The organism is Devosia sp. A369 (assembly GCF_054489345.1).
On sequence record NZ_JBTMWV010000006.1, the window covers coordinates 77,064 to 103,696 of the forward strand.

Below are 26,633 nucleotides of genomic sequence, written 5' to 3' on the forward strand. Positions count from 1 at the left end.
TTGGAGGAGGCGTCTTGGCTCAACTATCGCTGCGCGGCATCAAGAAGCGCTTCAAGAACACCGAAGTGCTGCACGGCATCGACCTCGAAATCGGGGATCGCGAATTTGTCGTGTTTGTCGGCCCGTCCGGTTGCGGCAAGTCGACCCTGCTGCGGCTGATCGCCGGGCTCGATCCGATGAGCGAAGGCGAGTTCTTCCTCAACGGCAAGCGCATGAACGACGTACCGCCCTCGCGGCGCGGCATCGCCATGGTGTTCCAGTCCTATGCGCTCTACCCGCATATGGATGTTTACGAAAACATGGCCTTTGGCGCCCGCCTGATGGGGCTCGACAAGGCCGAGGTCGAACAGCGCATCGCCGACACCGCGCAGATGCTGCGCCTCGAACCGCTGTTGCAGCGCAAGCCGCGCGAACTCTCGGGCGGCCAGCGCCAGCGCGTCGCCATCGGCCGGGCACTGGTGCGCAAGCCGGATGTGTTCCTGCTCGATGAGCCGCTGTCCAATCTGGACGCCGCCTTGCGCTCCGATGTGCGGCTCGAAATCGCCCGCCTGCACCACGATATCGGCGGCACCATGATTTACGTGACCCATGATCAGGTCGAGGCCATGACCCTGGCCGACAAGATCGTGGTGATGAATGAAGGCCGCATCGAGCAGGTCGGCTCGCCGCGCCAGCTCTACGAAACCCCCGCCAACACCTTCGTCGCCACCTTCATCGGCTCGCCCCGCATGACCCTGCTCGACGTCGCCCGCGACGGTGACCGGCTGGCCATGCAAGGCGGCGGCGCGGTGGCCGTCGGCCCCATGCCCGAAGGCAATGCGTTCAAACTCGGCCTGCGCTCCGATGCGGTGAAGCTGGCCAGGGGCCACACCGATGAGGGCTTTGCCGGTCAGGTGGTTTACACCGAATATCTGGGCGACAACGCCTATGTCTATGTGCGGCTGACCGACGGCATTTTGCTGGCCGCGCGCACCGCCCCCAATGACAGCTTTCCGCCCGATGAACTGGTCACCGTCCGGGTGGAACCAGCATCGGCGCATTTCTTTTCCGCCGAGCATGGCCGGCGGCTGACGCCTTAAACGACTGCAACAGGGAGGAACCTTCATGAAGACCAATCTTATCCGCATCGGCGCGGCGCTCGGCGCCGTGCTCATCGCCGTCCCGGCACTGGCCCAGGACCTGACCTTCTGGAGCTGGCGCCAGGAAGACCGTGCTGCCTATGAGCAGTTCATCGACACCTTCGAAGCCGCCAATCCCGGCATCACGGTCAAGTTCGAGACCTTTGAGGCGACCAATTACAACACCATTCTGGCCACCGCCCTCGCCGGCGGCACCGGTCCCGACGTGGCCCAGGTCCGCGCCTATGGCGGCCTCGAAAACCTCGCCATTGGTGGCTATCTCGAGCCGCTGACCACCGAGATGATCCCAGCCCTCTCCGCCTTCGCGCCCACCGCGCTCGCCGCTGAAAGCATGCGCGAAGACGGCACGCTCTATGCCGTGCCCTTCGCCAGCCAGTCGCAGCTGGTGATCTACAACAAGGCCATTTTCGACGCCAATGGCCTCGCCGAGCCGCAGACCTGGGACGAACTGGTCGCCGCCAGCCAGAAGCTCAAGGATGCCGGCGTTATCCCCTTCGCCAACGGCACTGCGACCGCCTGGCAGAACGAGACCGTCACCTTCGGCCTCGGCTCCTCGCTGATGGGCCGGGACTTCTATGATGCGCTGATGGCCGGCGAAGCCGACTTCACCGATGAGCGCTTCACCTCGGCTCTGGGCGCGATCGCCAGCCTCGCCGCCGACTACTTCCCCGATGGCTTTATCGGCCTCGATTACCCCTCGGCCCAGCAGCTGTTCAGCTCGGGCATGGCCGGCATGTTTGTCGGCGGCTCCTATGAGCTGGCCACCTTCAAGGCGCAGAACCCCGATATCGAGCTCGGCATGTTCGCCTCTCCCGGCAGCGCCGCTGCCGATGAGAAGCTGGTGGCGATCTATTTCGACGGTGGCTACGCGGCCAATGCCGCCGGCGCCAACAAGGAAGCCTCGCTCAAGTTCCTCAACTATCTGGCCAGCACCGAATTCGGTCAGGCCATGGCCAATACGCTCAGCGCCGTCTCGGCCGTGCCGGGCGTCAGCTTCGACAGCCCGCTGCTGGCCGAGGTAAACGAACTCAACCAGCACTCCATTCCCTATCTGATGCTGGTGAATTTCCGCTATGGCGAGCCTTCCGGCTCGGTGCTGATCCAGGGCGAGATGCAGAAGCTGTTCTCCGGCGAGACCACGCCTGAGGCCATCGGCACGGCGATCACCGACGGGCTCGCTGCCTGGTACGCGCCGTTCAAGAAGTAAGCCACCACGCTTGCGCCCCTTCCCGCTTGCGGGAGGGGGCATCCCCGCCCCGACTGTCCAGCGAAGCGAACGCGACATGCCCCAATTACGGATGACCGGCCGTGGTCTGTGGATCACCGTGCTCATCGTGCCGCCACTGGCGTTTGTGGCGCTGTTCATCGTCTATCCGATCCTGTCGGCCTTCGCTTATGCCTTCTTCGACTGGCAGGGCCTGCGCCGCGGCGCCTTTGTCGGCCTCGAGAATTTCTCCACCGTCCTGTTCGTCGAGCCCTATCGCAGTTGGACCATCAATGCCTTCAGCCACAACATCACGGTGTTCGTAGCGCTGATGGTGCTGCAGAACGGGCTGGGCTTTCTGCTCGCCTATGCCCTGTGGCGCGAATTGCCCGGCGCCCGCTTTCACCGCATCGCCGTGTTCCTGCCCGTGGTGCTCTCCACCATCATCGTGGCCTATCTGTTCAAGCTGTTCCTCCATCCCCTGTTCGGCGCGGTCAATCTCAGCCTGCGCGGCATGGGGCTGGGCTGGCTGGCCCAACCCTGGCTGGGGCAGAGTTCCACCGCCCTGTGGTCGCTGATCGCCGCTCAGGCCTGGCACATGGTGGGTTTTCCCACCCTGGTGTTCCTCGCCGGCATGCAGCGCATCCCGGGGGAAATCCTCGACGCCGTGCGCATGGAAACCGAAAGCGAATGGGTCAAGATCACCAAAGTGGTCTGGCCGCTGGTCGCCCCCAGCGCCACCATCGTCTTCACCCTGCTGTTTGTCGGCGCCTTCAACTGGTTTGAGCTGCCCTACATCATGGCCGGGCTCGACGGCTCGCCCTTCGGCTCCACTGACGTGCTGGGGCTTTATTTTTACCGCACCGCCTTCGGCAACGTCTCGTCCGGCCAGCAGGATTTCGGGCTGGGCAGCGCGCTGGCCGTGCTGATCTTCATCTTCATCGCCGCCATTGCCAGCGTCATCACCGTCAGGTTGCGGGCCCGGGAGATTCAGCTGTGAGCGCCGCCGAAACTGCCTATTACGACCGCAAGGGTCCGTTCGCCGCGCTGGGCCGCGACGGGCTGCTGCAGATCATCCTGATCACCAATACCGTCATCATGCTGGCGCCCATCGTCATCATGGTATTCTCGGCCTTCAAGACCACGCCGCAGATTTTCCAGTCGCCCTTCTCCGTCCCTGATTTCACCCAGGTGGCGAACTTCATCAAAATCTGGACCCAGACCAATTTCCTGCGCTATCTGCTGAACTCGTTCTTCGTCACCGGCGCCTCGATGGTGCTGATCCTGACGCTGGGCACCATGGCCGCCTATGCCATCGGCCGCTATGCCTTCACCGGCGCCAGCTTCATCCTGATGTTCTTCCTCGCCGGGCTGACCCTGCCGCTCAAGCTGGCCATCATTCCGCTGTTCATGCTGATGCGGGACTTGTCGATCCTCAACAATCAGCTGTCGCTGATCTTCGTCTATACCGCCATGGGCCTGCCCTCGACGGTGTTCATCATGACCGGCTTCATCCGCACCCTGCCCAATGAGCTGGAGGACGCCGCCCGCATGGATGGCGCCAGCGAGGCCCGCATCATGTGGTCGATCATGCTGCCGCTGGTGCGGCCCGCCATGGTCATCGCCGCCATCCAGAACGTAGTGCCGATCTGGAACGATTTCTTCTTCCCGCTGGTCTTCATCCAGAATGATGACCTCAAAACCCTGCCGCAGGGCCTCACCACCTTCATGGGCGAATACACCACCGATTGGGGCGTGCTGTTCTCCGGCCTGACCCTGTCGGCCGCGCCCATCGTCATCCTCTATATCGTGCTGTCCAAGCAGTTCATCGCCGGCATGACCTCGGGTGCGGTGAAATGAAACTGCCACGCGGGCTGATCGTCTCCTGCCAGGCGCGGGCCGATAACCCGTTGCATGGCCCCGCCTTCATGGGCGCCATGGCGCTGGCCGCCCGCGATGGCGGCGCCGTCGCCATTCGCGCCAACGGCCCCGACGACATTGCTGCGGTCAAAGCCGCCGGCCTGCCGATCATCGGCATCCACAAGATCTTCTCCGACCGCTACCCGGTTTACATCACCCCCAACTTCGTCGTCGCCGAAGCCATCGTCGCGGCGGGCGCAGAGATCGTCGCTCTCGACTGCACCGCCCGCCCCCGCAATGGCGAAGCCCCCGAGCAACTGGTGTGCCGCATCCGCGACGAGCTGGGCGCGGAAGTGTTTGCCGATATTTCCACAATCGAAGAGGGTCTGGCCGCCGCCGATTACGGCGCGACCTATGTCGCCACCACGCTTTCGGGCTATACTGAGGCGACGCAACCCAAGCCACAGGAGCCCGATCTGGCCCTGCTCGAAGCTCTCGCCTCGCGCCTCTCCGTGCCGGTCATCGCCGAAGGCCGCTTCAACACGCCCGCTCTGGTGCGGCGGGCCTTCGACGCCGGCGCCCATGCCGTCGTCGTCGGCACCATGATCACCAATCCGCGCGAAATTACCCGTAGCTTCGTCACCGAAGGCGTCCCCCATTGAGTGCTCATCTGGGCATTGATGTCGGCGGCACCGCCAGCCGCTGGGTCGCCTGCGACGAAACTGGTGCAGTGCTGGCGCGCGGCCAGGCCGCTGGCGCGACCGGACACATCTTCAATCCGGTTGAAAAGGAACGCCTGCGGCTGGCGCTCGTCAGCATCGCCCAGGCGTTGGGCGCGGCCGGGCTGGCCACAACCAGCATCACCATCGGCCTGACCGGCTATGGCTCCGCCGTCGCCGCCGAGGTGGAAGCCCTGATCGCCGCCGTGTTTATGGCGGGACCCGGCTCCATCATCATCACCGATGATATCGTGCTGGCCTATATGGCCAATTTCGCGCCGGGCGAAGGCCATCTGATTTCCGCCGGTACCGGCTCCATTGGCCTGCATATCAGCGCCGACAGCAGTTTTGTCCGCGTCGGAGGCCGGGGCATTCTCATCGACGATGCCGGTTCGGGCAGCTGGATCGCGCTGCGGGCGCTGGACCTGCTCTACCGCGCGCAAGACCATAACGGCTCCTTTGACGTCGTCGCCACGCTGGCCCAGCATATGTTCAACGCCATCGGCGGGGCCGAATGGCACGCTGTGCGCCAGTTCATCTATGCCGGCGACCGCGGCCGCATCGGCACTCTCGCCGTCGCGGTTGCCCGCGCTGCCCATGACGGTGATCTGGTCGCCACGACAATCCTGCGCGACGCCGCCGCCGAACTGGCGCGTCTGGCCCAAGCCCTGATCGCCCGGGCCGGCCACCACCCCGTCGGCGTCATCGGCGGCGTGCTCAAACTGCATCCGCTGATCACCGAGGAAATTCAGCGCCTGCTGCCCGACGCCGATATCCGCCTGCTCAACGCCGACGCCGCCCTCGCCGCCGCCCAACTGCAAACCAGCAGCACCCCCGGTTGGCGGCAAGTGCTGGCCGCGCGAACATCGATCGGCTAGTCGCACAGGGGCCGGCATTTGGGCGACCCTGATCCCTCCCCACAAGAGAGGGCGACGATGGCACCGGCATCGCAACCTGCGCCTCCCTCCCCTTCGATGGGGAGGGAATGAGGGTGGGGTGGAGCCAAGCACACGGAGACAACATCGAACCACCGTGTCATCCCGGCCTTGAGCCGGGACCCATCCTGAGATGGCCGTAACGGTGTGATCGGGGGATGGGCCCCGGCTCAAGGCCGGGGTGACATCGTGGTTGGGGCAACGTCCACCCCCCCGCCATCCTTACATGTAGCGCACAAGGGTCTTGCTTCAAGGCCCCGCCCCTGGCGTAAAACCTCTGTCCGACCCCAACTGTGCGGAGCGACCCATGCCCAATCCCCAGCCTGCAATCATCATCGCCGGCGGCGGCCCGACCGGGCTGATGCTGGCGGGCGAACTGGCGCTGGCCGGCGTTACACCACTCATCATCGAGCGCCGCCCCAGTCAGAACCTCGCCGGCTCGCGCGCCGGGGGCCTCCATTCCCGAACCATCGAAATCCTCGACCAGCGCGGCATCGCTGAACGCTTTCTGGACGAGGGGCAAAAGGCGCAGGTCGCCGGCTTTGCCGGAGTGAAATTTGATATCAGCGACTTTCCCACCCGCCATCCCTATGGGCTCGGCCTATGGCAAAACCATATCGAACGCATTCTCGCCGGTTGGGTCAACGAGCTAAAGGTGCTGATTTACCATGGTGTTACGGTCACGAACTTCACCCAAGACGCCAGCGGCGTCGATGTAGTCCTCAGCGATGGCCGGGTGCTGCATGCGCAATATCTCGTCGGCTGCGACGGCGGGCGCAGCCTGATCCGCAAGACTGCCGGTATCGACTTCCCCGGCCTCGACCCGACCACCAGCAACCTCATCGCCCAGGTCGAGCTTGCTGAATTGCCACCGGCCTGGGGCACCACCCGCAACGCCTTCGGCGTCCATTCGCTGGGCCGGGTCGAGTACGAAATCCGCGATGGCGAGGTGATCTATGCCGACACGGGCCCAATCGGCGTCATGGTCACCGAAGAGCAGGTCGGCGCCAATGGCGACCCGACGCTGGACGATCTCCGCAAGGCAATGATCGCCGTCTATGGCACCGATTACGGCGTCCACAGCCCGATCTCGATCTCCCGCTTCACCGATATGGCGCGGCAGGCCGCCACCTGCCGCCAGGGCCGGGTGTTGATTGCCGGCGACGCCGCCCATGTGCATCCGCCCGATGGCGGTCAGGGGCTGCAGACCGGGGTGCAGGACGCAGTCAATCTGGGCTGGAAGCTGGCGCAGGTGATCAAGGGCATTTCGCCCGACAGCCTGCTCGACACCTACCACGCCGAACGCCACCCCATTGGCGCCCGCGTGTTGCGCAATACCATCGCCGCCGTGGCGCTGCGCCGCGACGACGGCCGCACCAAGGCGCTGCGCGACACCGTGGCGGAATTGCTGGGCATGGACGAGCCGCGCCGCCACTTCGCCGCCATGCTGTCCGGGCTCGACATCCATTACGATTTCGGCCCTGGCCATCCCCTGCTCGGCCGTCGCATGCCCGATCTCGATCTGGTCACCACCAAAGGCCCGCTGCGCGTCTTCAGCCTGCTGCATCAGGCCCAACCGCTGCTGCTCAATTTCGGCGCACCCGGCGCGTTCGACATCACCCCATGGGCGGATCGGGTACAACTGCTCGACGCCCACTATGCCGGCCCATGGGACCTCCCGGACCTCGGCTCGATCCCCGCGCCCGCCGCCGTGCTGATCCGGCCCGACGGCTACGTCGCCTGGGTCGGGGACCAGAGCCAGCAGGGACTGACCGACGCCCTCACCACCTGGTTCGGCCCTCCCGCCCCGCCCTAAGTCGCAAAAAAAATTGCTCGGGCGTGTCGAGCCAGCCGGGAGCCATTCGTCTAGAATGGTACACGCTCGGAGGGGCAAAAATCATGGAACGACATTATGGCTGGGTCATCGTCGCCGCCGGGGCGCTGATCACCTGTGTGGCGGCGGGCTCGATGTTCGCGCTGCCGGTCTATCTGCAACCGATGGCCGACGACACCGGCTGGTCGCGCGCCGGCATTTCCGGGGCCATGACCATCGGCTTTATCGTCATGGGCTTTGCCGGTTTTTTCTGGGGCACGGTCAGCGACCGCATCGGCGCCCGCCCAGTGGTGCTGATCGCCTCGGGCCTGCTCGGCCTCGGCCTGTTCCTCGCCAGCCGCGCCACTGACCTGCTGCAATTTCAGTTCGCCTATGGCGGGTTGATCGGCGCCGCTGGCGGAGCCTTCTTCGCTCCGCTCATCGCCACAACTCTGGCCTGGTTCGACAAAAACCGCAGTCTGGCCGTTTCGCTGGTCTCGATCGGCGGCGGCGTCGCGCCGATGGTGATCACCCCCTTGGCCAGCGTGTTGATCGAAGCCTATGGCTGGCGCAGCGCCATGCTGATCATCGCCATCGCCGCCTGGATCATCCTGCTGCCCACCAGCCTGCTCATTCGCCGCGCCCCCATCCTGTTGGCGGCAGCGGCGCCGGTCGATGGCCCGCAGCCAAAAAAATCCTCAACCTGGTCGGCCCTGCGCACACCACAATTCGCAGTGCTCGCCGTGGTGTTCTTCCTCTGCTGTGGCGCGCATTCCGGCCCGATCTTCCACACCGTCAGCTACGCCATGATCTGCGGCGCCTCGGCCCTGGCCGCCGCCAGCATCTATAGCGTCGAAGGCGTCGCCGGCCTGTTCGGTCGGCTGGCGTTCGGCATCATGGGTGACAGGCTCGGCGTCAAGCGGGTGATCATCGGCGGCTTGCTGCTGCAGGCGGCCGGCATCTTCACCTATATCTACGTCACCCAGCTCACCGAGTTCTACATGCTCGCCGTGGTGCTCGGCATGGCCTATGGCGGCGTCATGCCGCTCTATGCGGTGTTGGCGCGCGAATATTTCGAGCCGCAGGTGATGGGCATGGTGCTGGGTGGCATCACCATGACCTCGAGCATCGGCATGGCGTTTGGCCCGCTCGGTGGCGGCTGGATTTTCGATACGTTTGGCGACTATCACTGGCTCTATATCAGCTCGGCCGCCATCGGCCTGGCCGCCGCCGCCATGGCTCTGGCCTTCCCGCCAGAAAACCGCAAGAAATCTGCCAGCATGCTGCCGGCGTGAGCTTGTCGTCAGGCGGGGCTGGCTTCGGTCGCTCCGCCATCGCCGTCGTCATCCCCGCCAGCATAAGCCGCTGACAATTCACGATAATACCGCGAGTTGAAGGCCAGAATGGTCAGCATCACCCCGAACAGGCCGGCGACGGTGAAAACCAGCGCAATGCCGCGATCCGGCCCGGTCCCGAACCAGCTGCCGATGGCATCAGCCCCCGCCCCGTCGGTCATAAACGGAATGACCACGAACTGCGTCAGCGGCCCAATCAGGAAGGCCGTCAGCGGCGAAGCGGACTGTTCCACCGATTGAGCGAAGCCGAATACCCGGCCCTGCCGCTCCAGCGGCACCACCTTTTGCAGCGTCGTATGTTCGGCCGCCTCGGCATAAGGCCCCAGCAGCATCCAGATGAAACAGCCACCAGCCAGCAGCCAAATCGACGGCTGGATGGTGAAGATGCAGCATACGCCCCAGGTGATGAGATTGACTAACAGCAGGGTACGCAAGGGATTTTTGCCCAGCCCGGTCTGCGAAATGATGATGCCGCTGGCGATGAAGGCCGTAGAAAGCACGCCGAACAACAGCCCCCAGACCTGCACCGAAACCAGCGACAGCCCATAGGCATCAAGCAGCGCCATGAAGATGCCGCCGAGGAAATTGTTCATGGTGGCGAAAAAGATCAACGCAAACAGCCCCGGCACCGCCGCGATCACGGCAATGGTGCCCCTGATATCAACAGTCTTGGGCGCCGCCGGCTCACCCGGAACCGCGGCAACGCGCTGCTCGTCAATCGTCACGAAATTGAGATGCAGGAAGGCCAGCAGACTCAGCGCCAGCGCCATCAGCAACACCGCCAACATGCCGCCATAAGCCACAAGGAAGCCGCTGATGACCGAGGTCGTCAGAAACCCAATGCCGCTCACCATGCCGACCAGCCCATTGGCCTTGTCGCGCCGATCCTCGGGGATCAGCACGGTCACCAGCGTTGGCAGCGCGATGGAGCGGATATTGCCGGCAATCACCCCGAGCATGATCAGCAGCACAAAGCCCCAGAGATAAAGGCCATAGGGATCGGTGAACGCCCCTTCCGGCTCCAGCAGCAGCACGATAAGCGCCAGGCCGTAGAAGCCGAAAGATACGACGCTGGAGCCCATCATCACCAGCTTTTTGGGATTGTGATCGACAATGCTACCGAGCCAGAAGCCAAAGCCGGCGGTGAACACCAGATAGAGCCCGGCAATCATGCCGGTGGCGAATACCGACTGGGTCTCGATGAACACCCAGAAGGTCACCGCGAACCAGACGGTGAAGTTGGTGATATTGGCGACGAGATTGTTGCCGAGGATGTGATAAAAAGTCTTGTTCATGACGTCACCTGCACCTCGCGCGGGGCGTTAAACTATGGGTTTATCGCGGCTTGCTCAAGTAACGATTGACCGTGTCAGCTTCTGTCAGCAGGCGGTTTTCTGCTCCAAGCCGTGCTAGCGTGGCACCCATGAACATCCTCTATGTCATGGCCGCCGAGGCCGAATATGGGCCGCATCTGCGGGCCCGGATCACGCCGCTGATGACCGGCATCGGCCCGGTGGAAGCCGCCGTGGCGGTGACGCGGGCGCTGGCCGAACGGCAGGACAATCTGCCCGGACTGGTGGTGTCACTCGGCTCGGCTGGCTCGCGTAGTCTGGAACAATGCGGCGTCTATCAGGCCAGCAGCGTCAGCTATCGCGACATGGATGCGTCGGCGCTGGGCTTTCCCATGGGCCAGACGCCCTTCCTCGATCTTCCGGCCGTGCTGCCGCTGCACACCATCCCGGGCCTCGCCACGGCCACGCTGTCGACTGGCGCCAATATCGTTTCCGGCGTGGCTTATGACGCGATCGAGGCCGAGATGGTGGATATGGAAACCTATGCCGTGCTGCGGGCTTGCCAGAGCTTTGGCGTGCCGCTGCTGGCGCTGCGCGGCATTTCGGATGGCGCAGAAGAGCTCGGCCATGTCGGCGACTGGACGCAGTATCTGCACATTATCGATGAGAAGCTGGCGGCGGCGGTCGATGTGATCGAGGCGCTCAGCGCCTAGTTACCACTGGCCTTTTTGTCGCGGCGGGCGCGGCGCCAGGTGGTCCATTTGCGGGTGCCACGGACGATGGCCAGATTGACTGGTCCTTGCAGGAACACCAGATCGATCGCCAGCAGCAGCAGGCCCAGCGGCAGCATCCAGATACCCAGCACCGGCAGGAAGCTGAAAATACCGCCCAAAATCAACAGGATGCTCAGTGGAATGCGAACCCAGCGCGCACCGGGACGGCGAACGCGTTCGAGCAGGCGGGCGGCGAAATCGGGTATGCGGCGTTGCAGGCGGTCAAACTGCCGGTTGAGGCGGTCGTGGCTCTTGGCTGCCATAGTCGGATCCCCTCGGACGGAACTGTTCCACCCACTATCTGGGCATAAGACATATAGTAGCCAAGAGGAATGCGGTTACTTTTTCGTGCAAACGGCTAAATCGCCCCAGATAGCGGGCTGGGGGAACCTCCGGCCCGGCGCCGAGTTGAGCCACTACACACTCAACTTACCGGAGCGAGCCGATGGCCACCGCCGCCAAACGAACCCTCAAGACCGTCGAAGACGCCAGCGAAAACATGTCCGATGCACTGCATGACCAGGTTGCGAACTTGCGTAAGGAAATCGCCGCAATCTCTTCTGCTGTCAGCGAATATAGTGGCGGCGCGCTGGACGATGTACAGCACAACGCCGTGGCCATCGCCAAGGAAGTGCGCCACCAGGGCGCCGTGGTTGCCAAGCAGGTCGGCCGCCAGGCCAATGCCGCCGGCAAGGCGGTGCAGGAGAACCCGGTTCCGGCCCTAGTCGCGCTCGGCGTCATCGCCCTGCTCTCGACGCTGATCTTCACGCGCCACTGAGCTTTGTCGTTTCATTAACCCTTCGACGCAGGCCTTCCTTAAGTCTGTTGGGGCATTTTCGGTCAAACTTGCACAAAAGCAACAGACCGGAGATGCCCCATGGCGCGTTCCCAAACAGCCATATTGCGTTTCGCCGCTTTTGCCGTCGCGGTGACCAGCCTGGGTGGCTGCAGTTTCCTGGGCCTCAATTTCGGCATGGCGCAGCTCAGCGAAAAAGAATGCCTGATGCGCGCGATGTATTTCGAGTCCAACCGCTCCAGTTCCGAAGGCATGCTTGCCGTCGGAACCGTGGTGATGAACCGGGTCCATGACGGCCGCTACCCCAGATCAGTCTGCGGCGTGGTGGGGCAGAAAAACCAGTTCGCCCAGGGCGTACTCACGCGCAAGATGACCGATAGCGGCGCGGTTTTGGCGGCGCAGACCGCCGACCAGGTGCTGCGTGGCGCGCGGCATCCCGGCGTGCAGAATGCCCAGCATTTCCACACCGCCGGCCTGCGCTTCCCCTACAACAATATGTATTACGTGCTCGAAGCTGGCGGCAACGAGTTCTACGAAAAGCGCACTCCCGGAACATTCTGAGGTCCCGGCAGGAAGCCTAGAAATCGCCGCCGATATCGAAGTCGCCACCATCGAAACCGTCGCCACCGGCGTCAATATCCTGCTGATCGTCAGCGCTGCCACTGTCCGGCTCCCCGGCCTGCGCCTCGCCGCCGAGCATGCCGACAATGGCGCTCCCCAGCAGCATGCCGCCGGTAACGCCAAGCGCAGTCTGTGCCGCGCCCGCGAGAAAGCCGCCGCCCTGCCCGCGCCGGTCAGCATAATCCTGCGACCCACGATCCCATGGTCCACGGCGGGCCGGCCGACGCGGTGGCACGTCGCCGCCGAACAGACTGTCGAGAAAGCCGCCGCCTGAGCTGGCGCGCTGGTTGGCCTCAAGCTCCTGAATGCGCTCCTGCGCCTGCCGCAGTGCCTCTTCCTGCACCAGAATGGTCTGGGCCATGTAATAGGGCGCGGGCGGAAATTCGCGCAATCGCTGCTGGATCAGTGCTTCGGCATCCCGATCACGCGGCTGGCTGTTGCGCGCCACATCTTCGATGCGGTTGAACAGGCTGTCGATCGCCTGCTGGTCTTGCTGGTTCGGCATGGGCCCACTCCTGAGCGACGGATGATGGGGAATAAGTGGGTAGCAAGGCCAATCGTTGCAATGTTGATCGCCCCATTGGACTTTGCCTCACAAAAGCCACGGCTTGGCCAAAACTTCGCCAGGACTCGCAGTGTAACGAGACCGTGATTGGCCGCATAAGTGGCCGAGACCACAGGGATATTCTCAATGACCACCAAGATCCTGCTGCCGCTGGCTGCCGTCGCCCTCCTGACTCTGGCTGCCTGCAGCGACTCCAACGCCCCTGCAGCGCCCGCAGCGACGACCGAAACCGCCCCGGTGGCAGCGCCCGCCGCAGCGGCAGCACCCGCTGTCGAAGCCGTTCCGGCCGCGCCGGCGATGGCACCTGCTGCCGCTCCTGCCGCAGCCCCTGCTGCCGATGCCACCACGGTGACCCCGGAGCAGGCGATGCAGGCTGTGCAGGCCCAGGCCGCCACCATGACCGATGCGCAGAAGGCCGAAACCATTGCTGCTGCCCGCAAGGCCGCTGAAGATGCCGCCAAGGCGCAGGGCCTGACGGCCGAGCAGATCACCCAGGCCGGCGACATGGCTGAGCAGGCCGCCAAGCAGATGCTTGGCGTTCAGTAAGCTCGAAATTACCGATCAATCCGGCCTCGCGATCCATTGCGGGGCCGGTTCCGGCTATTTCTGCGTACTGACCCGCAACACATAGCCGATGACGATGGCCACGGCCTCGTAGAGTTCAAGCGGAATGGTGTCGTCGATTTCGACGCCGCTGAGCGCCTCGGCCAACACCGGATTGGCCTCGATCACCACGCCATTTTCCTCCGCCAGTTCGACAATGCGGTCGGCGAGCAGCCCACGCCCCTTGGCGATGACGCGCGGCGCGTCCCGCGTCCCCTTTTCATATTGCAGCGCCACAGCTAGCGCGCGTGGTTTGCGGTCATCGCTCATGTGCGCGCATCCACGAAATGGCCCGAAGGCGCAGGCGGCGGCGCCGGTGGCGCGCCGTGGCGGACGATGACGGCGCTGGGGTTGAGACCGGCCGCCATGAGCCCATCGCGCAGCAGCGCTAGGTCCGCCTCCAGCGCCGCCGAGGTTTGAGGCTCGGTGGCCCACAGCATCACGCCCGTGGCCCCGGCCCGTAGCGACACCTGCGCACCCACTTCTCCCATGCCCGGCAGGTTCAGCGCGAAGCGCAATTGCCAGCCACGCTCGCCGCCTTCGGCACCCTCATTGCTTTGGTCGCGGTGAATCTGGATCTGCATCAGCGTCTGCTGGGTGCCGACCAGCACCGGCAGGTCCATGCTCCAATCGCCGGTTCGGCCCAACGGCTCGGGCAAAGAGGCATGCTGGTGCAGCCGGACCCGCGCCAGCGCTGAATCCGTGCGCTCCAGCAATTGCTTGCCGATCGCTTCGGGCCCGTCATCGGGATCGAGCGGCGGCGGCTCGTTGGCCCGGGCGCGCGGCACGCTGCCTTTCAGCGGCGGCGCGATATGGGCGACCGGCGTCACCGGCGCATGCTGGCCCAGCCAGGTGGTCAGCGTCTGCCGCAAGGCCAGCAGCGCCGACTTCATGTCGGCCTGTGGCAGTGGCGACTGGCCGCGCGCCAGCGCGGCCTCCTGAAACACGCCCGAGCTGCGTACCGCATTCTGCAAGCTTGCGCCGTCGAATTTGACGCCGTCGATGGCCACTCGCCCTGCCAAGACCTGCTGCGCCGCCCGCAGCACCGGCTCCGGGAGCACGACCCGGCCGGCAATGGCCGTCAGCGCCGCCGTCAGATTGGTCACCGCGCCCTGCCGGGGCACGGAAGCCTGTACCATCTGGGCGAGGGCCGCCTGTGGGGTCGCCGGCTGGGCCGGAGGCGGTTGATTGGAGAGGCCGCCCCCGGTCATGGCTGGGGCCACCGGCTGGATGCCACCGGGTATGGGCTGCGCGGCTGGCGGCGTGGCGGGCGCCGTGGTCGCAACAGCGGTTGCAGCCGGGTTGGTCGACACCATCGCTGGCGAGGCCGGGGCATAAGGCGTCGCTGGCAACACTACTGGCTGAGCGGGCTGCGCTGCCGCCGGGCTGGTCGGTTGCGCGGCGAGTGGCACGGGCTGTGGCGACGGCAAAATCTGCGGCGGTGGTGCCGACGCTGGGGACATCGGAAGGGGACTAGCCGGTTGCGGCACTGGCGGGCTGGCTGCGGCGGGCGCTGGGCTGGGCGTTACGGCGGCTGCCGGCTGCAGCGCCAGGCGCAATTGCGGGCCGCTGCCCTGCACCTCAAAGGTCAGGGTCTGCCCGGCCTGCACTACCATCGGCAGCAGCAGGTTCAGCATTTGCCCGCGGATTTCCACCTGGGTGCCGCCATTCGGCGCTGTGGCGACGATCCTGGCATCGATCAATTGCCCGGCCTGCAAGGCCAAGGCCTGCAAGGCCAAGGCCTGCAGCGCCCCGGTGCGGGCGGCAGTCACCAGTTGGGGAAGTTGGGAAGGGATCGACATGCGTTCCAACCCTCGGCCGCCCTATGCGGCCTGCCCACTCTAGCAGGTGGGACGATTCCCGCTATCGGCGTTCAGTCGGGCCGGACGTCGGTATAATCCTTGGTGGCCGGCTTGCCGCGGAAGGTCACCCAGAAGAAATTCAGCGTGTAGGTGCCCGCCGTGCGGAACACACCTTCCTTCTCCAGCCGGCGGCCGGAGGTGTTCATCTTGAGGGCAAAGGTGAATTTGACCTTGCCCACCTTGGACAGGCGCACGGCGACATCGGTGTCTTCGCCGAAAAACTGGATCGAGCGGTCATAGCCGCCCACCTGCGCCCAGGCGGCGCGCTTGAAGACGAAATTGCCACCCTGCACCACCGAGCCGACGCGCAAAATATAGCGATTGAGCACGTAGATCAGCCAGGTCAGGCCGTAGAACATATTCACCAGGAACCGGCTCCAAGCGCTCATGTCGTAATAGACATAGGGGCCGCTGAGGCACGCCAGCTTGGGATCGCGCTGGAATTCGGTCAGCACGGTGTCGAGCCAGCCGGCCGGCACCATGGTGTCGCTGTCGATATTGGCGACCAGCTCAAAACCTTCGCTGGCGGCAAAGCCGGCGTCGCGGGCATTGACCAGACCCTTTTTGGGCTCATCCACCACGCGGACACTGGGGAAGCTGCGGGCGATTTCGCCGGTGCGGTCCGTGGAAGCATTGTTGACGACAATGATCTCGGCATCGGCCCCGGAGCGCGCGATTTCGGCCACCACCGAGTCGAGGCATTTGCCGATCAGCGCCTCTTCATTATAGGCGGGTATGACGAAGGCCAGTTTCATTGCTGCCTCTGGGCTAAGGGGGCGGCGCGGCGCGCCGCGATGCGCTGCCAATAGCCGCTGACTGCGGCAACGGCAACAGAGCAGCGCGCTTTTCCTGGGGCAAGCCCCGGCTCGCCTCAGCCGATATAGTCGCGCTTGCCAATCGGCACGCCGGCAGGACGCAGAATGGCGTAGGCCGTAGTGACGTGGAAGAAGAAGTTCGGCAGTGCCCGCTCGGTCAGATAGGTCTGGCCCGACATGGTCACGTCCTTGCCGCCCAGCTTGAGCGTCACTTGCCGCTCGTTGCCGCCCTCAAGGTCTTCCGGCTTGATCGTCGCCAGCAGGTCGAGCGCCTTCTGGATACGGGCGCGGAGTTGATCGAAACTCTCTTCGGTATCCGGCCAGGACGGGATTTCGCGGCCAGCCAGGCGCGACACGCAGCCCTTGACGTGGTCGGTGGCGATCATCACTTGCCCGCGAAACGGGATCATGTCCGCCGCCAGCCGCATATTGGACAGCACCATGGTGTCGACCTTGCGCTCGCCCGCATTGGCTTCGGCCTTGTCCATGGCCAGCAGATTGGTCAGCATGCGCGTGAAGATCGGCACGGTCATGCCGTAGACAGAAATGCTCATCGCAAAGTCACCTTGATTGTCCGGCCCCGAACGGGAACAACTCTTCTTGCGCCCGCATTGGAGGGCTGGCAAGGCAGTTCGGTATGGGTATGAAAAAAGACAAGGTGGCCGAGACGACGCCGGAAAAATCGACCGGGTTTCAGCGGCTGAGATCGACCTTGCGGCTGCTCTATCACAGTCAGTCGCCCAAGGCGCAGCGCTTCCAGCGCTCGGTGATGGTCGTCGATCTGGCCATCATTTTGTTTTTCATCGCCACGCCCCTACTGCGTGACAACACGTCGTTCCTCTGGATCGACTACTCCATTGCCGGCGTGTTGATCATCGACATGGTGGCGCGCGCGCTGGCCTCGACCGATATTTTGCGCTGGCTGCGGCAACCGCCGATCATCATCGACCTGTTCATCCTCGCCACGCTGCTGGCGCCGACCTGGCTGTTCAATCTGGGGTTCCTCCGCATTCTGCGGCTGTGGACGCTGACCCGCACGTCCACCTTCTGGCGGCCGCTGCGCAAGCGCGGTCTGGCGCGGTACCAGGATGCGGTGCAGGCGGTAATCAACCTGCTGGTGTTCCTGTTTGTGGTCACCGGCTTCGTCTATACCGCCTTCGCCAATCGCGGTAACGACGCTATCGCCAGCTATGTCGACGCGCTGTATTTCACCGTGACCACCGTTACCACCACCGGCTATGGCGACCTGACCCTGCCCGGCACTGGCGGCAAGCTGGCCTCCATTGCCATCATGATCATCGGCATTTCGCTGTTCGTGCGGCTGGCGCAGTCGATCTTCCGCCCGGCCAAGGTGCATTTCCCCTGCCCGCAATGCGGCTTGCAAAAGCATGAGCCGGACGCCGTCCACTGCAAGGCCTGCGGACATCTGCTGAATATTCCCGACCACGGCGAGGGCTAGCTGGGCCGCACTACCGCCAGCCGCACACGGAAGCAGGCGCCCGGCAAGGCTCCCTGCACCAGATCGAGCGAGCCATTCATGCGGCTGACGATCTGCCGGGAAATGGCGAGGCCCAGCCCGGCTCCGCCCTGGTCCGCCACGCCGCCGGGTCCACGCCAGAATTTTTCAAAGATCAGCTTGCGTTCGCTCTTGGCGATGCCCGGTCCATTATCGGAAATTTCGACCACGTAATTGCCGGCGCGGACCGAAGTGGCGATGCGCATTTTGGGCTCGTCGGTGTCGTTGTATTTCACCGCATTGGAAATCAGATTGATGAAGACCTGACATAGCCGGTCCGCATCGCCCTTCACCATGGTCCGGCGGGCTCGTTCGCCCAGTTCAACCTTCATGCCGCGCTGCCGCAGCAGGGCCTCGCACACTGCCAGGGCCCGGTCGAGCGCCGCGCCGGCATCGGTCGGGCTATTGTCCCAGGTGCGCTCACCGCGTTCCAGCGCCGACAGATCGAGGATCTCATCGAGCAGCTTGGTCAGCCGCAGGCTTTCCTGGTGAATGGTCGAGACGAAGTGGTGACGCTGGGCGTCGTCGATCTCGCCGGCATCGAGCAAAATTTCCGAGAAGGAGCGGATGGAGGTCATCGGGGTGCGCACTTCGTGGCTCACCTGGCTGAGGAATTCATCTTTCTGGCTATCCAGCTCGCGCAGCTGGAAGTTGGCATCTTCCAGTTGCTGGGCGGTGGAGCGCAATTCGGCCGAGGTTTTTTCCAGCTGCTGGGAATATTCGATGACCTGCTGGGTCTCGTCGGCCATCTGCATCATTTCTTCCAGCGACACCTCGCTGCCCGACACCACTTTGGACAGCATGACGTGCGCCGACGCCGCGCCGATGGAGCCGGCCAGTTCACGCTCCAGCCTGCCAATGAATTCGGGCGAGGGCTCCAGCATGTCGGGGTCGACGCCGCTATCGCGCGCCTCGGTCTGGAACAAGGCCGCGGCGCGACGGTCGCCCAGCACGCGTTCAGCGACGAAGAACAGATCATTGGCGGTGGCCGAGCCACGCACGAAATTGCCGCGCGTCGCCTGACCCCGCTTGAACACATCGACGAAGACGCTGGCCTGAATCCGCTCCAGTGCTGACTGACTGGTCAGCAGCGACACCACGGTCAGCGTCAACACGTTGATCGACAGGCTCCAGAACGCGGCATGGGCGAGGGAATCGACGTCGTTGAGCCCGAACATGGCCTCGGGGCGCAGCCAGGAAATCCCCCACGGCCCCTCGCTGAGTAGCAAGGCGACCTGTGGCGACACCGATTCGAAGGAGGGCAGGAAACTGCACCACACCCAGAACACGAAGCCGGCGGCGATGGCTGCAGTGGCGGCCTTGAGCGAGGCCTCGCGCCAGAACAAGGCAGCGATGACCGCCGGAAAGAACTGGGCGATGGCGGTGAAGGAAATCAGCCCGATCGGCGCCAGCGCGTTGGAATCGCGGGTGAAGAAGAAATAGAAAAACCCGAGCGACAGGATCAGCACGATGGAAAAGCGCCGGGCGATCAGCACCATGCTGGTCACGCCCTGCCCGTCGCCACCGCCGCCCGAGCTGAAACGCAGGATCAGCGGCATGATGATGTGGTTGGACACCATGATCGACAGCGCGATCGACTCGAGGATGATCATCGAGGTCGCCGACGAGAAGCCGCCGATAAAGGCGAACAGCGCCAGCGCGTCCTGCCCGAATGCCATCGGCAGAGTCAGGGCGAACATGTCGGGGTTGGAGCCAGCCGGCATGGTGGTCATGCCGAACACCGCAATCGGCAGGATGAACAGGCTCATCAGCAGCATATAGGCGGGGAAGGCCCAGCTGGCGACGCGCAGATGGTTCTCGTCGGAATTTTCGACCACGGTGACCTGAAACTGGCGCGGCAGGCAGACAATGGCGGCAATGGAGAGACCCAAAGTGGTCAGCCAGCGGGCGTCAAACGTGTTCCTGGAGTCGACTTCGATGCCGATCTCGGCCGCACGGCTAAAGATATTTTCAAAGCCGCCGCCGACAAACACGACAAATATGCCCACCGCCAGCAACGCCGTCAGCTTTACAACAGCCTCGAAGGCAATGGCGGCGACGACGCCGTGATGCTGTTCCTTGGCGTCGATATGGCGGGTGCCGAACAGGATGGTGAACAGGGCCATTGCGGCCGCGACGCCAAAGGCCAGTCCCACATCGTCAATCCCGGCGAGGCTCCCTTGGCCGAATTCGGACGAACCGGCCACGGCCTGGATCGAGGAGGTCACGGCCTTGAGCTGCAGCGCGATATAGGGGGCAATACCGATGACCGCGATGCAGGTGATCAGCACGGCCAGCCGGTTGGATTTGCCGAAGCGCGACGAAAGCAGGTCGGCTACCGAGGTGATGCGCTGTAAATGGCTGATCCGCACCAACCGGCGCAGCAGGAACCACCAGCCGACGAACACCAGCGTCGGCCCCAGATAGATGGTGACGAACTCCAACCCACTGCGCGCCGCATTGCCCACGGCGCCATAAAACGTCCAGCTGGTGCAATAAACCGAGATGGACAGCGTGTAGACCGCCGGCGAGTGCAGGAAGGATTTGGTGTGAGTGCGGGCGCGGCGGTCGCCGAAATAGGCCAGCACGAACAGCAGCCCGACATAGCCAACCGCCGTGGCGATGACGAAATCGGCCGACAGCATCAGTGCTCACCCTTGCCCGGGTCGGAGCCATGCTCGTCCGGCGGCAGGGCATGGGCTAGCAATGCCGTGCCGACGACCAGCAGCAGCCAGACGACGAAGAGGTAGAAAACGATCTGCGGAATGCCGAAATGGGAAACGGGGTGGCTGAACACATAGACCATGGGCGGCAGCATCAGCACTGCGCCGAGCACTGTCAGCAGCAGCATGCCGCCAGTGAGCCTACGCCGGTCCGCCATGCTCGCCCAGTAATTGCCGTACCGCGCCGACCACATCGGCATTGGCATAGGGCTTGGTGACGAACACGTCCGCCCCGAACTCCTCGGCAATGCGGCGATCCTGCTGCTGGCCCTTGGCCGTCAGGATCAGCACCCGCAGGCTGCGGGTATCGGCATCAGCACGGATCTGCTTGAGCACCTCGAAGCCGCTGCGCTTGGGCAGCATGACGTCGAGCACCAGCACGCGCGGCCGCAGGCGTCGAACGGCTTCCAGCGCCGCGTCGCCATCGGTTACGGCGCTGATGGACCAGCCCGCACGCCGCAGGATGAAGTCGAGCGATTCAAGAATGCTCGGTTCGTCCTCGGCAATGAGTACATCGAGTGCCAAATTTCCCCCTTGGCTACCCACGGTCTCCCCTCCGCGAGTTCCGGCACTAAAGCCTAATCACGACGGATCGCCAAGGCCGAAATCCGCAGGTAGCAGCGGCGCACGGATTTCGGCGCCATTTCCGCCCGGCGACAGGGCCTCTTCCTGCCGGCTGGCGCAGTCGCGGCGGGTGCAAAGCCGACAGCTCGGTCCCACCGGAATATCGGCCGACAGGTCCGACAGGTCGAGCCCGGAGCCGTAGATCGTTCGGTCGGCATGCAGCACGTCGCAGGCCAGCATGACCGAAGACAGCGTCGGCTGCCGGTGGAAGGAGCCGGCCCGCTGCTGCACCGTGCGCCCGAGAAACATATAACGCGAGCCATCGGAGAAGCGCACCACTTGCCGCAGCATGGTATCAGGCACGCGAAACGCTCCATAAATTGCCCAGAGCGGGCAGGCATGGCCGCTATTGGGCAGCAGCAGTCCCGGCAAGGGGAAATGCTTGGTCAGCCGCCCTGCCGGGTCGGAGCGCAGGAAGCCGAAGGGTATACCTTCCTCGCCCGGCCGCCGCAGCGTGACCAGCCTGTGCGCCACCTGCTCGAAGCTGGCGTTGTACACCTGGCGCAAATGGTCGATGTCATAGGCCGAGGCCTCGACCTCCTCCAGCATGCGCCCATAGGGAAACACCATGGCCCCGGCCAGATAGGAGCCAACGGCCCGCGAGGCGAGCCGCCGCGCGGTCGGGGTCGATAGGGTGGCGCTTTCCAGCACCTGCGCGATGGCGTCGGCGGCCGCCAGCTCGCCATAGAGCCGCGCCAGCTGGAATTGTCGTGTCGCCAGCGTCGACGCCCCATGGAACCACATCACCCGGCGCGATGGATCAAACCGGTATTGCCCGGGATAGTCCGGCTCGGTAGGCGGGCCGCCCATCACCACGGTCACGCCGAATTTTTCGCCCAGCAGACTGGCCAGCGTGGCAATGCCGAATGGCCCTGCCCGCTCGATTTCAACGCGTAAGCCATCGGCTACCCGTTCGAGTTCAGGGAAATGGTTCTCCTGCTCGATGATCAGATCATCGATCTCGCGCGCCGGCGAAACGCTGCTGCGGCTGCGGCTTGAGGTTTCGAACTGGCCGATCAAATTGCGCGCCACATCAGCCAGCGTCCGCGTTTCACGGCCGATGGCCGCGAGAAACTGCCGCCGCTCGGCCTCGTCCAGATCGCCCACATCCTCGAGAATTTCGGCGCTGGAGCGCACCGCGGTGATGCCCGACAGGATCTGATGCAGCAACTGGCTCAGCAGCGGGTCCGAGCGCAACCGGTCGGCATAGGCGTCGGCGCTGGCAATGGCATCGCCATAGGCCCGGTGCAGCCGCGCCAAGGCTGTGGCGCTGGCTGGGTATTGCGCCACCAGCTCGCGGCGCTCATCCGGGCGGAATGGCAGCGACTCTAGCATGGGGTCGGCAAAGGCCTCTTCGAGGTCCTGCAGCAGCTTTTGCTCGGACCGGCCGGCCAGCTCATCGATATCAATATTCAGCTTGGCGGCGACCCGGTTCAGCAAAGCGCCGGCAATATCGCGTTTATTGTTCTCGATCAGATTGAGATAGCTGGGCGAAATACCAATCACTCTGGCCAGCGCGGCCTGCGAAATCTTGAGTGATTTCCGCCGGTTGCTGATGCGAAACCCTATTGGCGCCCGCATGTTGATCTCCCCCTCGCCCGGCGCCCTGTCAATGAATTGACAGTTATCCGCGCCAGCACGATCAACAATTTACAGAAAATCCCTTTTATAACAATAGCATATTGCCTCTGTTTGCATTCGGGGCAAATCTCCTGCGCACGGTGAGTTGGCGGCTATGCACCTCCGACCCCGTGCCAAAGGAGGAAATCAATGACTGTATTTACTCGCGGCGTCTCACGACGCCGGGTGCTTCAGACTGGCATGGCCGGTATCTTGGGCGCGGGCGTCATGCCGACTATTCTGAGCCGCGGCGCCTTTGCCCAGGAATATTGCAATCCCCCCGGCGACACCGTCGTGTTCGGCTTCAACGTGCCGCAGACCGGTTCCTACGCCGAGGAAGGGCTTGATCAGCTCAAGGGTTATGAGCTCGCGGTCAAGCACATCAACGGCGAAGGCGACGGCGGCATCATGAATACGCTGAAGCCACTTGCCCTTAAGGGCAATGGTATTCTCGGCAAGAAGGTGAGCTTCGTCACCGGCGACACCCAGACCAATACCGACGCGGCGCGCGACGGCGCCCGCCGCATGATCGAGCGCGACCATGCCATAATGGTGACCGGCTCGGTGACCTCGGGCGAAGCCATTGCCCAGCAGTCGCTGTGCCAGGAAATGGGCGTGATCTACATGTCCGGCCTCACCCACTCCAACGACACCACCGGCAAGGACAAGCGCCGCTTCGGCTTCCGCCACTTCTTCAACGCCTACCAGTCCGGCGTGGCTATCGCGCCCTATCTGGCCCAGCAATATGGCAAGGAACGCCGCGCCTATCACCTGACCGCCGACTACACTTGGGGCTGGACCCAGGAAGAATCGATCAAGAACGCTACCGAAGCGCTCGGTTGGGAAACCGTCGCCACCGTCCGTACCCCGCTGGGTCTGGGCGACTACTCGCAGTACCTCACCCCGGTGATGAACTCCGGCGCCGACGTGCTGATCCTCAACCACTACGGCCACGACATGGTCAACTCGCTGCCGCAGGCCGTGCAGTTCGGCCTGCGCGACCGTCAGGCCAATGGCAAGCAGTTCGAGATCATCGTGCCGATGTTCTCCGAGCTGATGGCCGTGGGCGCCGGTGAAGCAGTGAAGGGCATTATCGGCACCTCCAATTGGCACTGGAACCTGCAGGACGCCGGCACCAAGGCTTTCACCAAATCCTATGGCGAAGCCTATGGCTCCCCGCCGTCGCAGTCGGCTCATACCGGCTATGTGCAGGCCATCCTCTATGCCGACGCCTGCGAGCGGGCCGGTACGTTCCACCCCACCGAAGTCATCAAGTCGCTGGAAGGCTTCGAATTCGACGGCGCCGGCAATGGCCCGACGCTCTACCGCGCCGAAGATCACCAGTGCTTCAAGGAAGTGCTTGTGGTGCAGGGCAATGACAACCCGAGCAGCCAGTATGACGTGCTCAACGTCATCGGCCAGACGCCGCGTGAAGACGTCATGTACGACGCCTCGATCTTCGGCGGCGAACTGGGCCCGTACGAACCCAATATGTGCTGAGTAGCACCATCCATTCGCACAATCAGCTCCGGCACCTCAGGGCGCCGGAGCCTTTGCCCAAGGTGGAGATACGCCGGGAACCTCATCCCGCGAGAGAGCGCTGATGAATACGATACTCGCACAATTGCTCAATGGCCTCGACAAGGGCGGCGCCTATGCGCTGATCGCCCTGGGCCTGACGCTGGTTTTTGGCACGCTGGGCGTGGTGAACTTCGCCCACGGTGCCCTGTTCATGCTCGGCTGCTTCTGCGCCGTAACCCTCAGATATTTCCTCACCATGGAAACCGTCACGCTCGATCCGACCCAATTGTCACCATGGGGCGCTCCCATGGAGGTGCGGACCCCGATCGTGCAGAACTGGTTCGGTGACTTCGGCTATTTCCTCGTCGATTATTCGGTGCCGCTTTCGATCCTGCTGGTCATTCCGGTGATGCTGATCATCGGCATCGCCATGGAACGCGGCCTGATCAAGCATTTCTACAAGCGCACCCATGCCGAGCAGATCCTGGTGACCTTCGGACTGGCCATCGTGCTGCAGGAGATCGTCAAGAGCATTTTCGGCGCCAATCCGATCCCCCAGCCCATCCCCAGCGACATCCGCGGCGCGGCCGATATCGGCATGTGGTTCGGTATGGCACCTCACGCGCTCACCTATCCATGGTGGCGGCTGATCTATTTCCTGTTCTCGGTTTCCATCATCGGCGCCGTCTTCGCCTTCCTGCAGTTCACCACCTTCGGGCTGGTGGTGCGGGCCGGCATGGCCGACCGTGAAACCGTCGCCATTCTTGGCATCAATATCGACCGGCGCTTCACCATCATGTTTGGCCTGGCCGCCGTGGTCGCCGGACTGGCTGGCGCCATGTACACGCCGTTGCTGCCGCCCAACTATCAGTTGGGCATGGACTTCCTGGTGCTTAGCTTCGTGGTGGTGGTCGTTGGCGGCATGGGCTCGTTGCCCGGTGCAGTCGCTGCCGGGTTCCTGCTTGGCATCCTGCAGTCCTTCGCCGCCATGACCGAAATCAAGTCGCTCATCCCCGGCATCGACCAGGTCATCATCTATCTCGTGGCCGTCATCATCCTGCTGGTACGCCCCCGCGGCCTGTTGGGACGCCGCGGCGTCATGGAGAGTTAAGCAGCCATGCTGTCCCTATCCCGCAAAGACCTCATTACCCTGGTGCTGTTCGGCGCCGTCGTTCTGGCCATGCCGCTGTGGCTGTCGCCGTTCGGCGCCGCCTATCCCGGGCTGATGCAGAAATTCGTCATCTACGCCATCATTGCCATCGGCTTCAACATCCTGTTCGGCCTCACCGGCTATCTCAGCTTCGGCCATGCCGCCTTTGTCGGCATCGGCTCCTACACCACGGTGTGGTCGTTCAAGCTGCTATCGATGAATGTGGTGCCGGCCGTCATCCTGGCCGTCATCGTCTCGGGCGTGTTTGCCCTGATCATCGGCTATTTCAGCCTCAAGCGCACCGGCATCTACTTCTCCATCCTCACGCTGGCTTTCGCCCAGATGTGCTACAGCCTCGCCTATTCCGTGCTCACCCCGATCACCAATGGCGAGACCGGCCTGCTGCTGGCGCGTGACGATCCGCGCATGCTCGATATGCTGCTGGGCACCCAGTCCACCAGCGCCGGCCTGCCAACGCCTTCCTTCTTCGGCATCGCCATGAATGGCTATTCCGGCTTCTATTTCTGCGCGGCGATGCTGATCGTGGCCTTCTATGTGTCGCAGAAAATCTTCGCGTCCCCCTTCGGGCTGGCACTGCGCGGCATCAAGTCCAACCAGACACGGATGAACTATACCGGCTTCAATCCCAAGCCCTATACGCTGGCCGCCTTCGTCATCTCCGGCCTGTTCGCGGGCCTGGCGGGCGCGCTGCTCTCGGTTACCGATCCGCTGGCCGGAGCGGAACGCATGAAGTGGACCGAGTCCGGCAATATCGTGCTGATGACCATTCTCGGCGGCGCCGGGACCCTGGTCGGGCCGGTGATTGGCGCCTGGTTGATCAAATATTTCGAGAACATCTTCTCTGCGATCAACGAAACCATCCTGCGCAACGTGTTCGCCTTCCTGCCCGATGGCGCCACCGACTTCGCCGTTGCCGTGGCCGGCAAATTCGTCGGCGAAGGCTGGCACCTGACGCTGGGCCTACTGTTCGTGGTGGTCGTGGTGTTCCTGCCGGGTGGCGTCATGGAAGGGGTCAGAAGGCTGCAAGCCTGGGTGCAGAGCCGACGACAGCGGCCTCCAGTGCCCGATGTGCCGCCTAGTCCGTCCACGCAACCAGCAGAATAGGG

General features: G+C 63.8%; 26 protein-coding genes and 1 pseudogene. 16 read left to right on the plus strand and 11 right to left on the minus strand.

What is annotated here, in order from left to right; translation table 11 throughout:
• The first annotated feature begins 14 nt into the window (after window positions 1-14).
• The 8 genes from ACX3OZ_RS09935 (at window position 15) to ACX3OZ_RS09970 (ending at window position 8,965) form a co-directional block, all read left to right on the plus strand.
• On the plus strand, window positions 15-1,079 hold the full coding sequence (locus ACX3OZ_RS09935) for an ABC transporter ATP-binding protein (RefSeq protein WP_459097454.1): 1,065 nt from the start codon (window positions 15-17) through the stop codon (window positions 1,077-1,079).
• A 25-nt stretch (window positions 1,080-1,104) separates the two neighbouring features.
• A complete protein-coding gene (locus tag ACX3OZ_RS09940; protein WP_459097453.1) occupies window positions 1,105-2,346 on the plus strand; it encodes an extracellular solute-binding protein in 1,242 nt (413 codons plus the stop codon).
• Between the two features lie 76 nt (window positions 2,347-2,422).
• Window positions 2,423-3,343 carry a carbohydrate ABC transporter permease gene (locus ACX3OZ_RS09945; RefSeq protein ID WP_459097452.1) on the plus strand — a complete coding sequence of 307 codons (921 nt, stop codon included), beginning with the start codon at window positions 2,423-2,425 and terminating at the stop codon, window positions 3,341-3,343.
• Window positions 3,340-4,203, plus strand: a complete 864-nt coding sequence (locus ACX3OZ_RS09950) for a carbohydrate ABC transporter permease (RefSeq protein WP_459097451.1) — start codon at window positions 3,340-3,342, stop codon at window positions 4,201-4,203. The genes ACX3OZ_RS09945 and ACX3OZ_RS09950 overlap by 4 nt, the downstream gene beginning before the upstream one ends.
• Window positions 4,200-4,865 carry an N-acetylmannosamine-6-phosphate 2-epimerase gene (locus tag ACX3OZ_RS09955; protein ID WP_459104436.1) on the plus strand — a complete coding sequence of 222 codons (666 nt, stop codon included), beginning with the start codon at window positions 4,200-4,202 and terminating at the stop codon, window positions 4,863-4,865. Before ACX3OZ_RS09950 ends, ACX3OZ_RS09955 begins: the two co-directional genes overlap by 4 nt.
• Window positions 4,862-5,800 (plus strand): N-acetylglucosamine kinase, encoded by a 939-nt coding sequence (locus ACX3OZ_RS09960; RefSeq protein WP_459097449.1) that lies wholly within the window; start codon window positions 4,862-4,864, stop codon window positions 5,798-5,800. Before ACX3OZ_RS09955 ends, ACX3OZ_RS09960 begins: the two co-directional genes overlap by 4 nt.
• A gap of 364 nt (window positions 5,801-6,164) precedes the next feature.
• Window positions 6,165-7,673 (plus strand): FAD-dependent monooxygenase, encoded by a 1,509-nt coding sequence (locus ACX3OZ_RS09965; protein ID WP_459104437.1) that lies wholly within the window; start codon window positions 6,165-6,167, stop codon window positions 7,671-7,673.
• Window positions 7,674-7,756: 83 nt separating this feature from the next.
• On the plus strand, window positions 7,757-8,965 hold the full coding sequence (locus tag ACX3OZ_RS09970; protein WP_459097447.1) for an MFS transporter: 1,209 nt from the start codon (window positions 7,757-7,759) through the stop codon (window positions 8,963-8,965).
• An 8-nt stretch (window positions 8,966-8,973) separates the two neighbouring features.
• On the opposite strand, the gene ACX3OZ_RS09975 is transcribed toward ACX3OZ_RS09970, so the two are convergent.
• A complete protein-coding gene (locus ACX3OZ_RS09975) occupies window positions 8,974-10,320 on the minus strand; it encodes an MFS transporter (protein ID WP_459104438.1) in 1,347 nt (448 codons plus the stop codon).
• Window positions 10,321-10,448: 128 nt separating this feature from the next.
• On the opposite strand from ACX3OZ_RS09975, the gene ACX3OZ_RS09980 reads away from it, so the two are divergent.
• Entirely contained in the window at window positions 10,449-11,030 is a 582-nt protein-coding gene (locus tag ACX3OZ_RS09980) for a 5'-methylthioadenosine/S-adenosylhomocysteine nucleosidase (protein WP_459104439.1), read from the plus strand.
• Here the strand turns inward: ACX3OZ_RS09980 and ACX3OZ_RS09985 are convergent.
• Window positions 11,027-11,353 carry a hypothetical protein gene (locus tag ACX3OZ_RS09985; protein ID WP_459097445.1) on the minus strand — a complete coding sequence of 109 codons (327 nt, stop codon included), beginning with the start codon at window positions 11,351-11,353 and terminating at the stop codon, window positions 11,027-11,029. The genes ACX3OZ_RS09980 and ACX3OZ_RS09985 overlap by 4 nt on opposite strands.
• 182 nt (window positions 11,354-11,535) lie before the next feature.
• Between ACX3OZ_RS09985 and ACX3OZ_RS09990 the strand changes: the two genes are divergently transcribed.
• Together ACX3OZ_RS09990 and ACX3OZ_RS09995 are read left to right on the plus strand one after the other, a co-directional pair.
• Window positions 11,536-11,868 (plus strand): hypothetical protein, encoded by a 333-nt coding sequence (locus ACX3OZ_RS09990; protein ID WP_459097444.1) that lies wholly within the window; start codon window positions 11,536-11,538, stop codon window positions 11,866-11,868.
• Window positions 11,869-12,072: 204 nt separating this feature from the next.
• Window positions 12,073-12,429, plus strand: a pseudogene (locus ACX3OZ_RS09995) (cell wall hydrolase); the annotation flags it as partial.
• A gap of 34 nt (window positions 12,430-12,463) precedes the next feature.
• Here ACX3OZ_RS09995 and ACX3OZ_RS10000 read toward each other — a convergent pair.
• Window positions 12,464-13,012 (minus strand): DUF2076 domain-containing protein, encoded by a 549-nt coding sequence (locus tag ACX3OZ_RS10000; protein WP_459104440.1) that lies wholly within the window; start codon window positions 13,010-13,012, stop codon window positions 12,464-12,466.
• Window positions 13,013-13,198: 186 nt separating this feature from the next.
• On the opposite strand from ACX3OZ_RS10000, the gene ACX3OZ_RS10005 reads away from it, so the two are divergent.
• Window positions 13,199-13,618, plus strand: a complete 420-nt coding sequence (locus tag ACX3OZ_RS10005) for a hypothetical protein (RefSeq protein WP_459097442.1) — start codon at window positions 13,199-13,201, stop codon at window positions 13,616-13,618.
• 54 nt (window positions 13,619-13,672) lie between these two features.
• Here ACX3OZ_RS10005 and ACX3OZ_RS10010 read toward each other — a convergent pair whose 3' ends face one another.
• The 4 genes from ACX3OZ_RS10010 to ACX3OZ_RS10025 form a co-directional block, all read right to left on the minus strand.
• Window positions 13,673-13,945 (minus strand): EscU/YscU/HrcU family type III secretion system export apparatus switch protein, encoded by a 273-nt coding sequence (locus ACX3OZ_RS10010; protein WP_459104441.1) that lies wholly within the window; start codon window positions 13,943-13,945, stop codon window positions 13,673-13,675.
• On the minus strand, window positions 13,942-15,477 hold the full coding sequence (gene fliK, locus ACX3OZ_RS10015) for a flagellar hook-length control protein FliK (RefSeq protein WP_459104442.1): 1,536 nt from the start codon (window positions 15,475-15,477) through the stop codon (window positions 13,942-13,944). Before fliK ends, ACX3OZ_RS10010 begins: the two co-directional genes overlap by 4 nt.
• Window positions 15,478-15,548: 71 nt before the next feature.
• Window positions 15,549-16,292: a glycosyltransferase family 2 protein gene (locus ACX3OZ_RS10020; RefSeq protein WP_459104443.1), complete on the minus strand. Its 744-nt coding sequence runs from the start codon at window positions 16,290-16,292 to the stop codon at window positions 15,549-15,551.
• A gap of 116 nt (window positions 16,293-16,408) precedes the next feature.
• Entirely contained in the window at window positions 16,409-16,906 is a 498-nt protein-coding gene (locus ACX3OZ_RS10025; RefSeq protein ID WP_459104444.1) for a DUF1993 domain-containing protein, read from the minus strand.
• A gap of 89 nt (window positions 16,907-16,995) precedes the next feature.
• On the opposite strand from ACX3OZ_RS10025, the gene ACX3OZ_RS10030 reads away from it, so the two are divergent.
• The gene (locus tag ACX3OZ_RS10030) at window positions 16,996-17,811 is read left to right on the plus strand and encodes an ion channel (protein WP_459097525.1); all 816 of its coding nucleotides are present in this window, start codon (window positions 16,996-16,998) and stop codon (window positions 17,809-17,811) included.
• On the opposite strand, the gene ACX3OZ_RS10035 is transcribed toward ACX3OZ_RS10030, so the two are convergent.
• Genes ACX3OZ_RS10035 through ACX3OZ_RS10050 form a run of 4 tightly spaced genes read right to left on the minus strand, consistent with a single transcriptional unit; the run spans window position 17,808 to window position 22,796 of the window.
• Window positions 17,808-20,513, minus strand: coding sequence for an ATP-binding protein (locus ACX3OZ_RS10035; RefSeq protein WP_459097437.1), 2,706 nt, complete (start codon window positions 20,511-20,513; stop codon window positions 17,808-17,810). The genes ACX3OZ_RS10030 and ACX3OZ_RS10035 overlap by 4 nt on opposite strands.
• A complete protein-coding gene (locus ACX3OZ_RS10040; RefSeq protein WP_459097436.1) occupies window positions 20,513-20,719 on the minus strand; it encodes a hypothetical protein in 207 nt (68 codons plus the stop codon). Before ACX3OZ_RS10040 ends, ACX3OZ_RS10035 begins: the two co-directional genes overlap by 1 nt.
• A 13-nt stretch (window positions 20,720-20,732) precedes the next feature.
• On the minus strand, window positions 20,733-21,116 hold the full coding sequence (locus tag ACX3OZ_RS10045) for a response regulator transcription factor (RefSeq protein ID WP_459097435.1): 384 nt from the start codon (window positions 21,114-21,116) through the stop codon (window positions 20,733-20,735).
• Window positions 21,117-21,173: 57 nt separating this feature from the next.
• Window positions 21,174-22,796 (minus strand): helix-turn-helix domain-containing protein, encoded by a 1,623-nt coding sequence (locus tag ACX3OZ_RS10050; RefSeq protein ID WP_459104445.1) that lies wholly within the window; start codon window positions 22,794-22,796, stop codon window positions 21,174-21,176.
• Between the two features lie 189 nt (window positions 22,797-22,985).
• Between ACX3OZ_RS10050 and ACX3OZ_RS10055 the strand changes: the two genes are divergently transcribed.
• The 3 genes from ACX3OZ_RS10055 (at window position 22,986) to ACX3OZ_RS10065 (ending at window position 26,631) form a co-directional block, all read left to right on the plus strand.
• Window positions 22,986-24,335: a substrate-binding protein gene (locus ACX3OZ_RS10055; protein WP_459097433.1), complete on the plus strand. Its 1,350-nt coding sequence runs from the start codon at window positions 22,986-22,988 to the stop codon at window positions 24,333-24,335.
• 103 nt (window positions 24,336-24,438) lie between these two features.
• Window positions 24,439-25,467 (plus strand): branched-chain amino acid ABC transporter permease, encoded by a 1,029-nt coding sequence (locus ACX3OZ_RS10060; protein WP_459097432.1) that lies wholly within the window; start codon window positions 24,439-24,441, stop codon window positions 25,465-25,467.
• 6 nt (window positions 25,468-25,473) lie between these two features.
• A complete protein-coding gene (locus tag ACX3OZ_RS10065) occupies window positions 25,474-26,631 on the plus strand; it encodes a branched-chain amino acid ABC transporter permease (protein WP_459097431.1) in 1,158 nt (385 codons plus the stop codon).
• Window positions 26,632-26,633 lie beyond the last annotated feature (2 nt).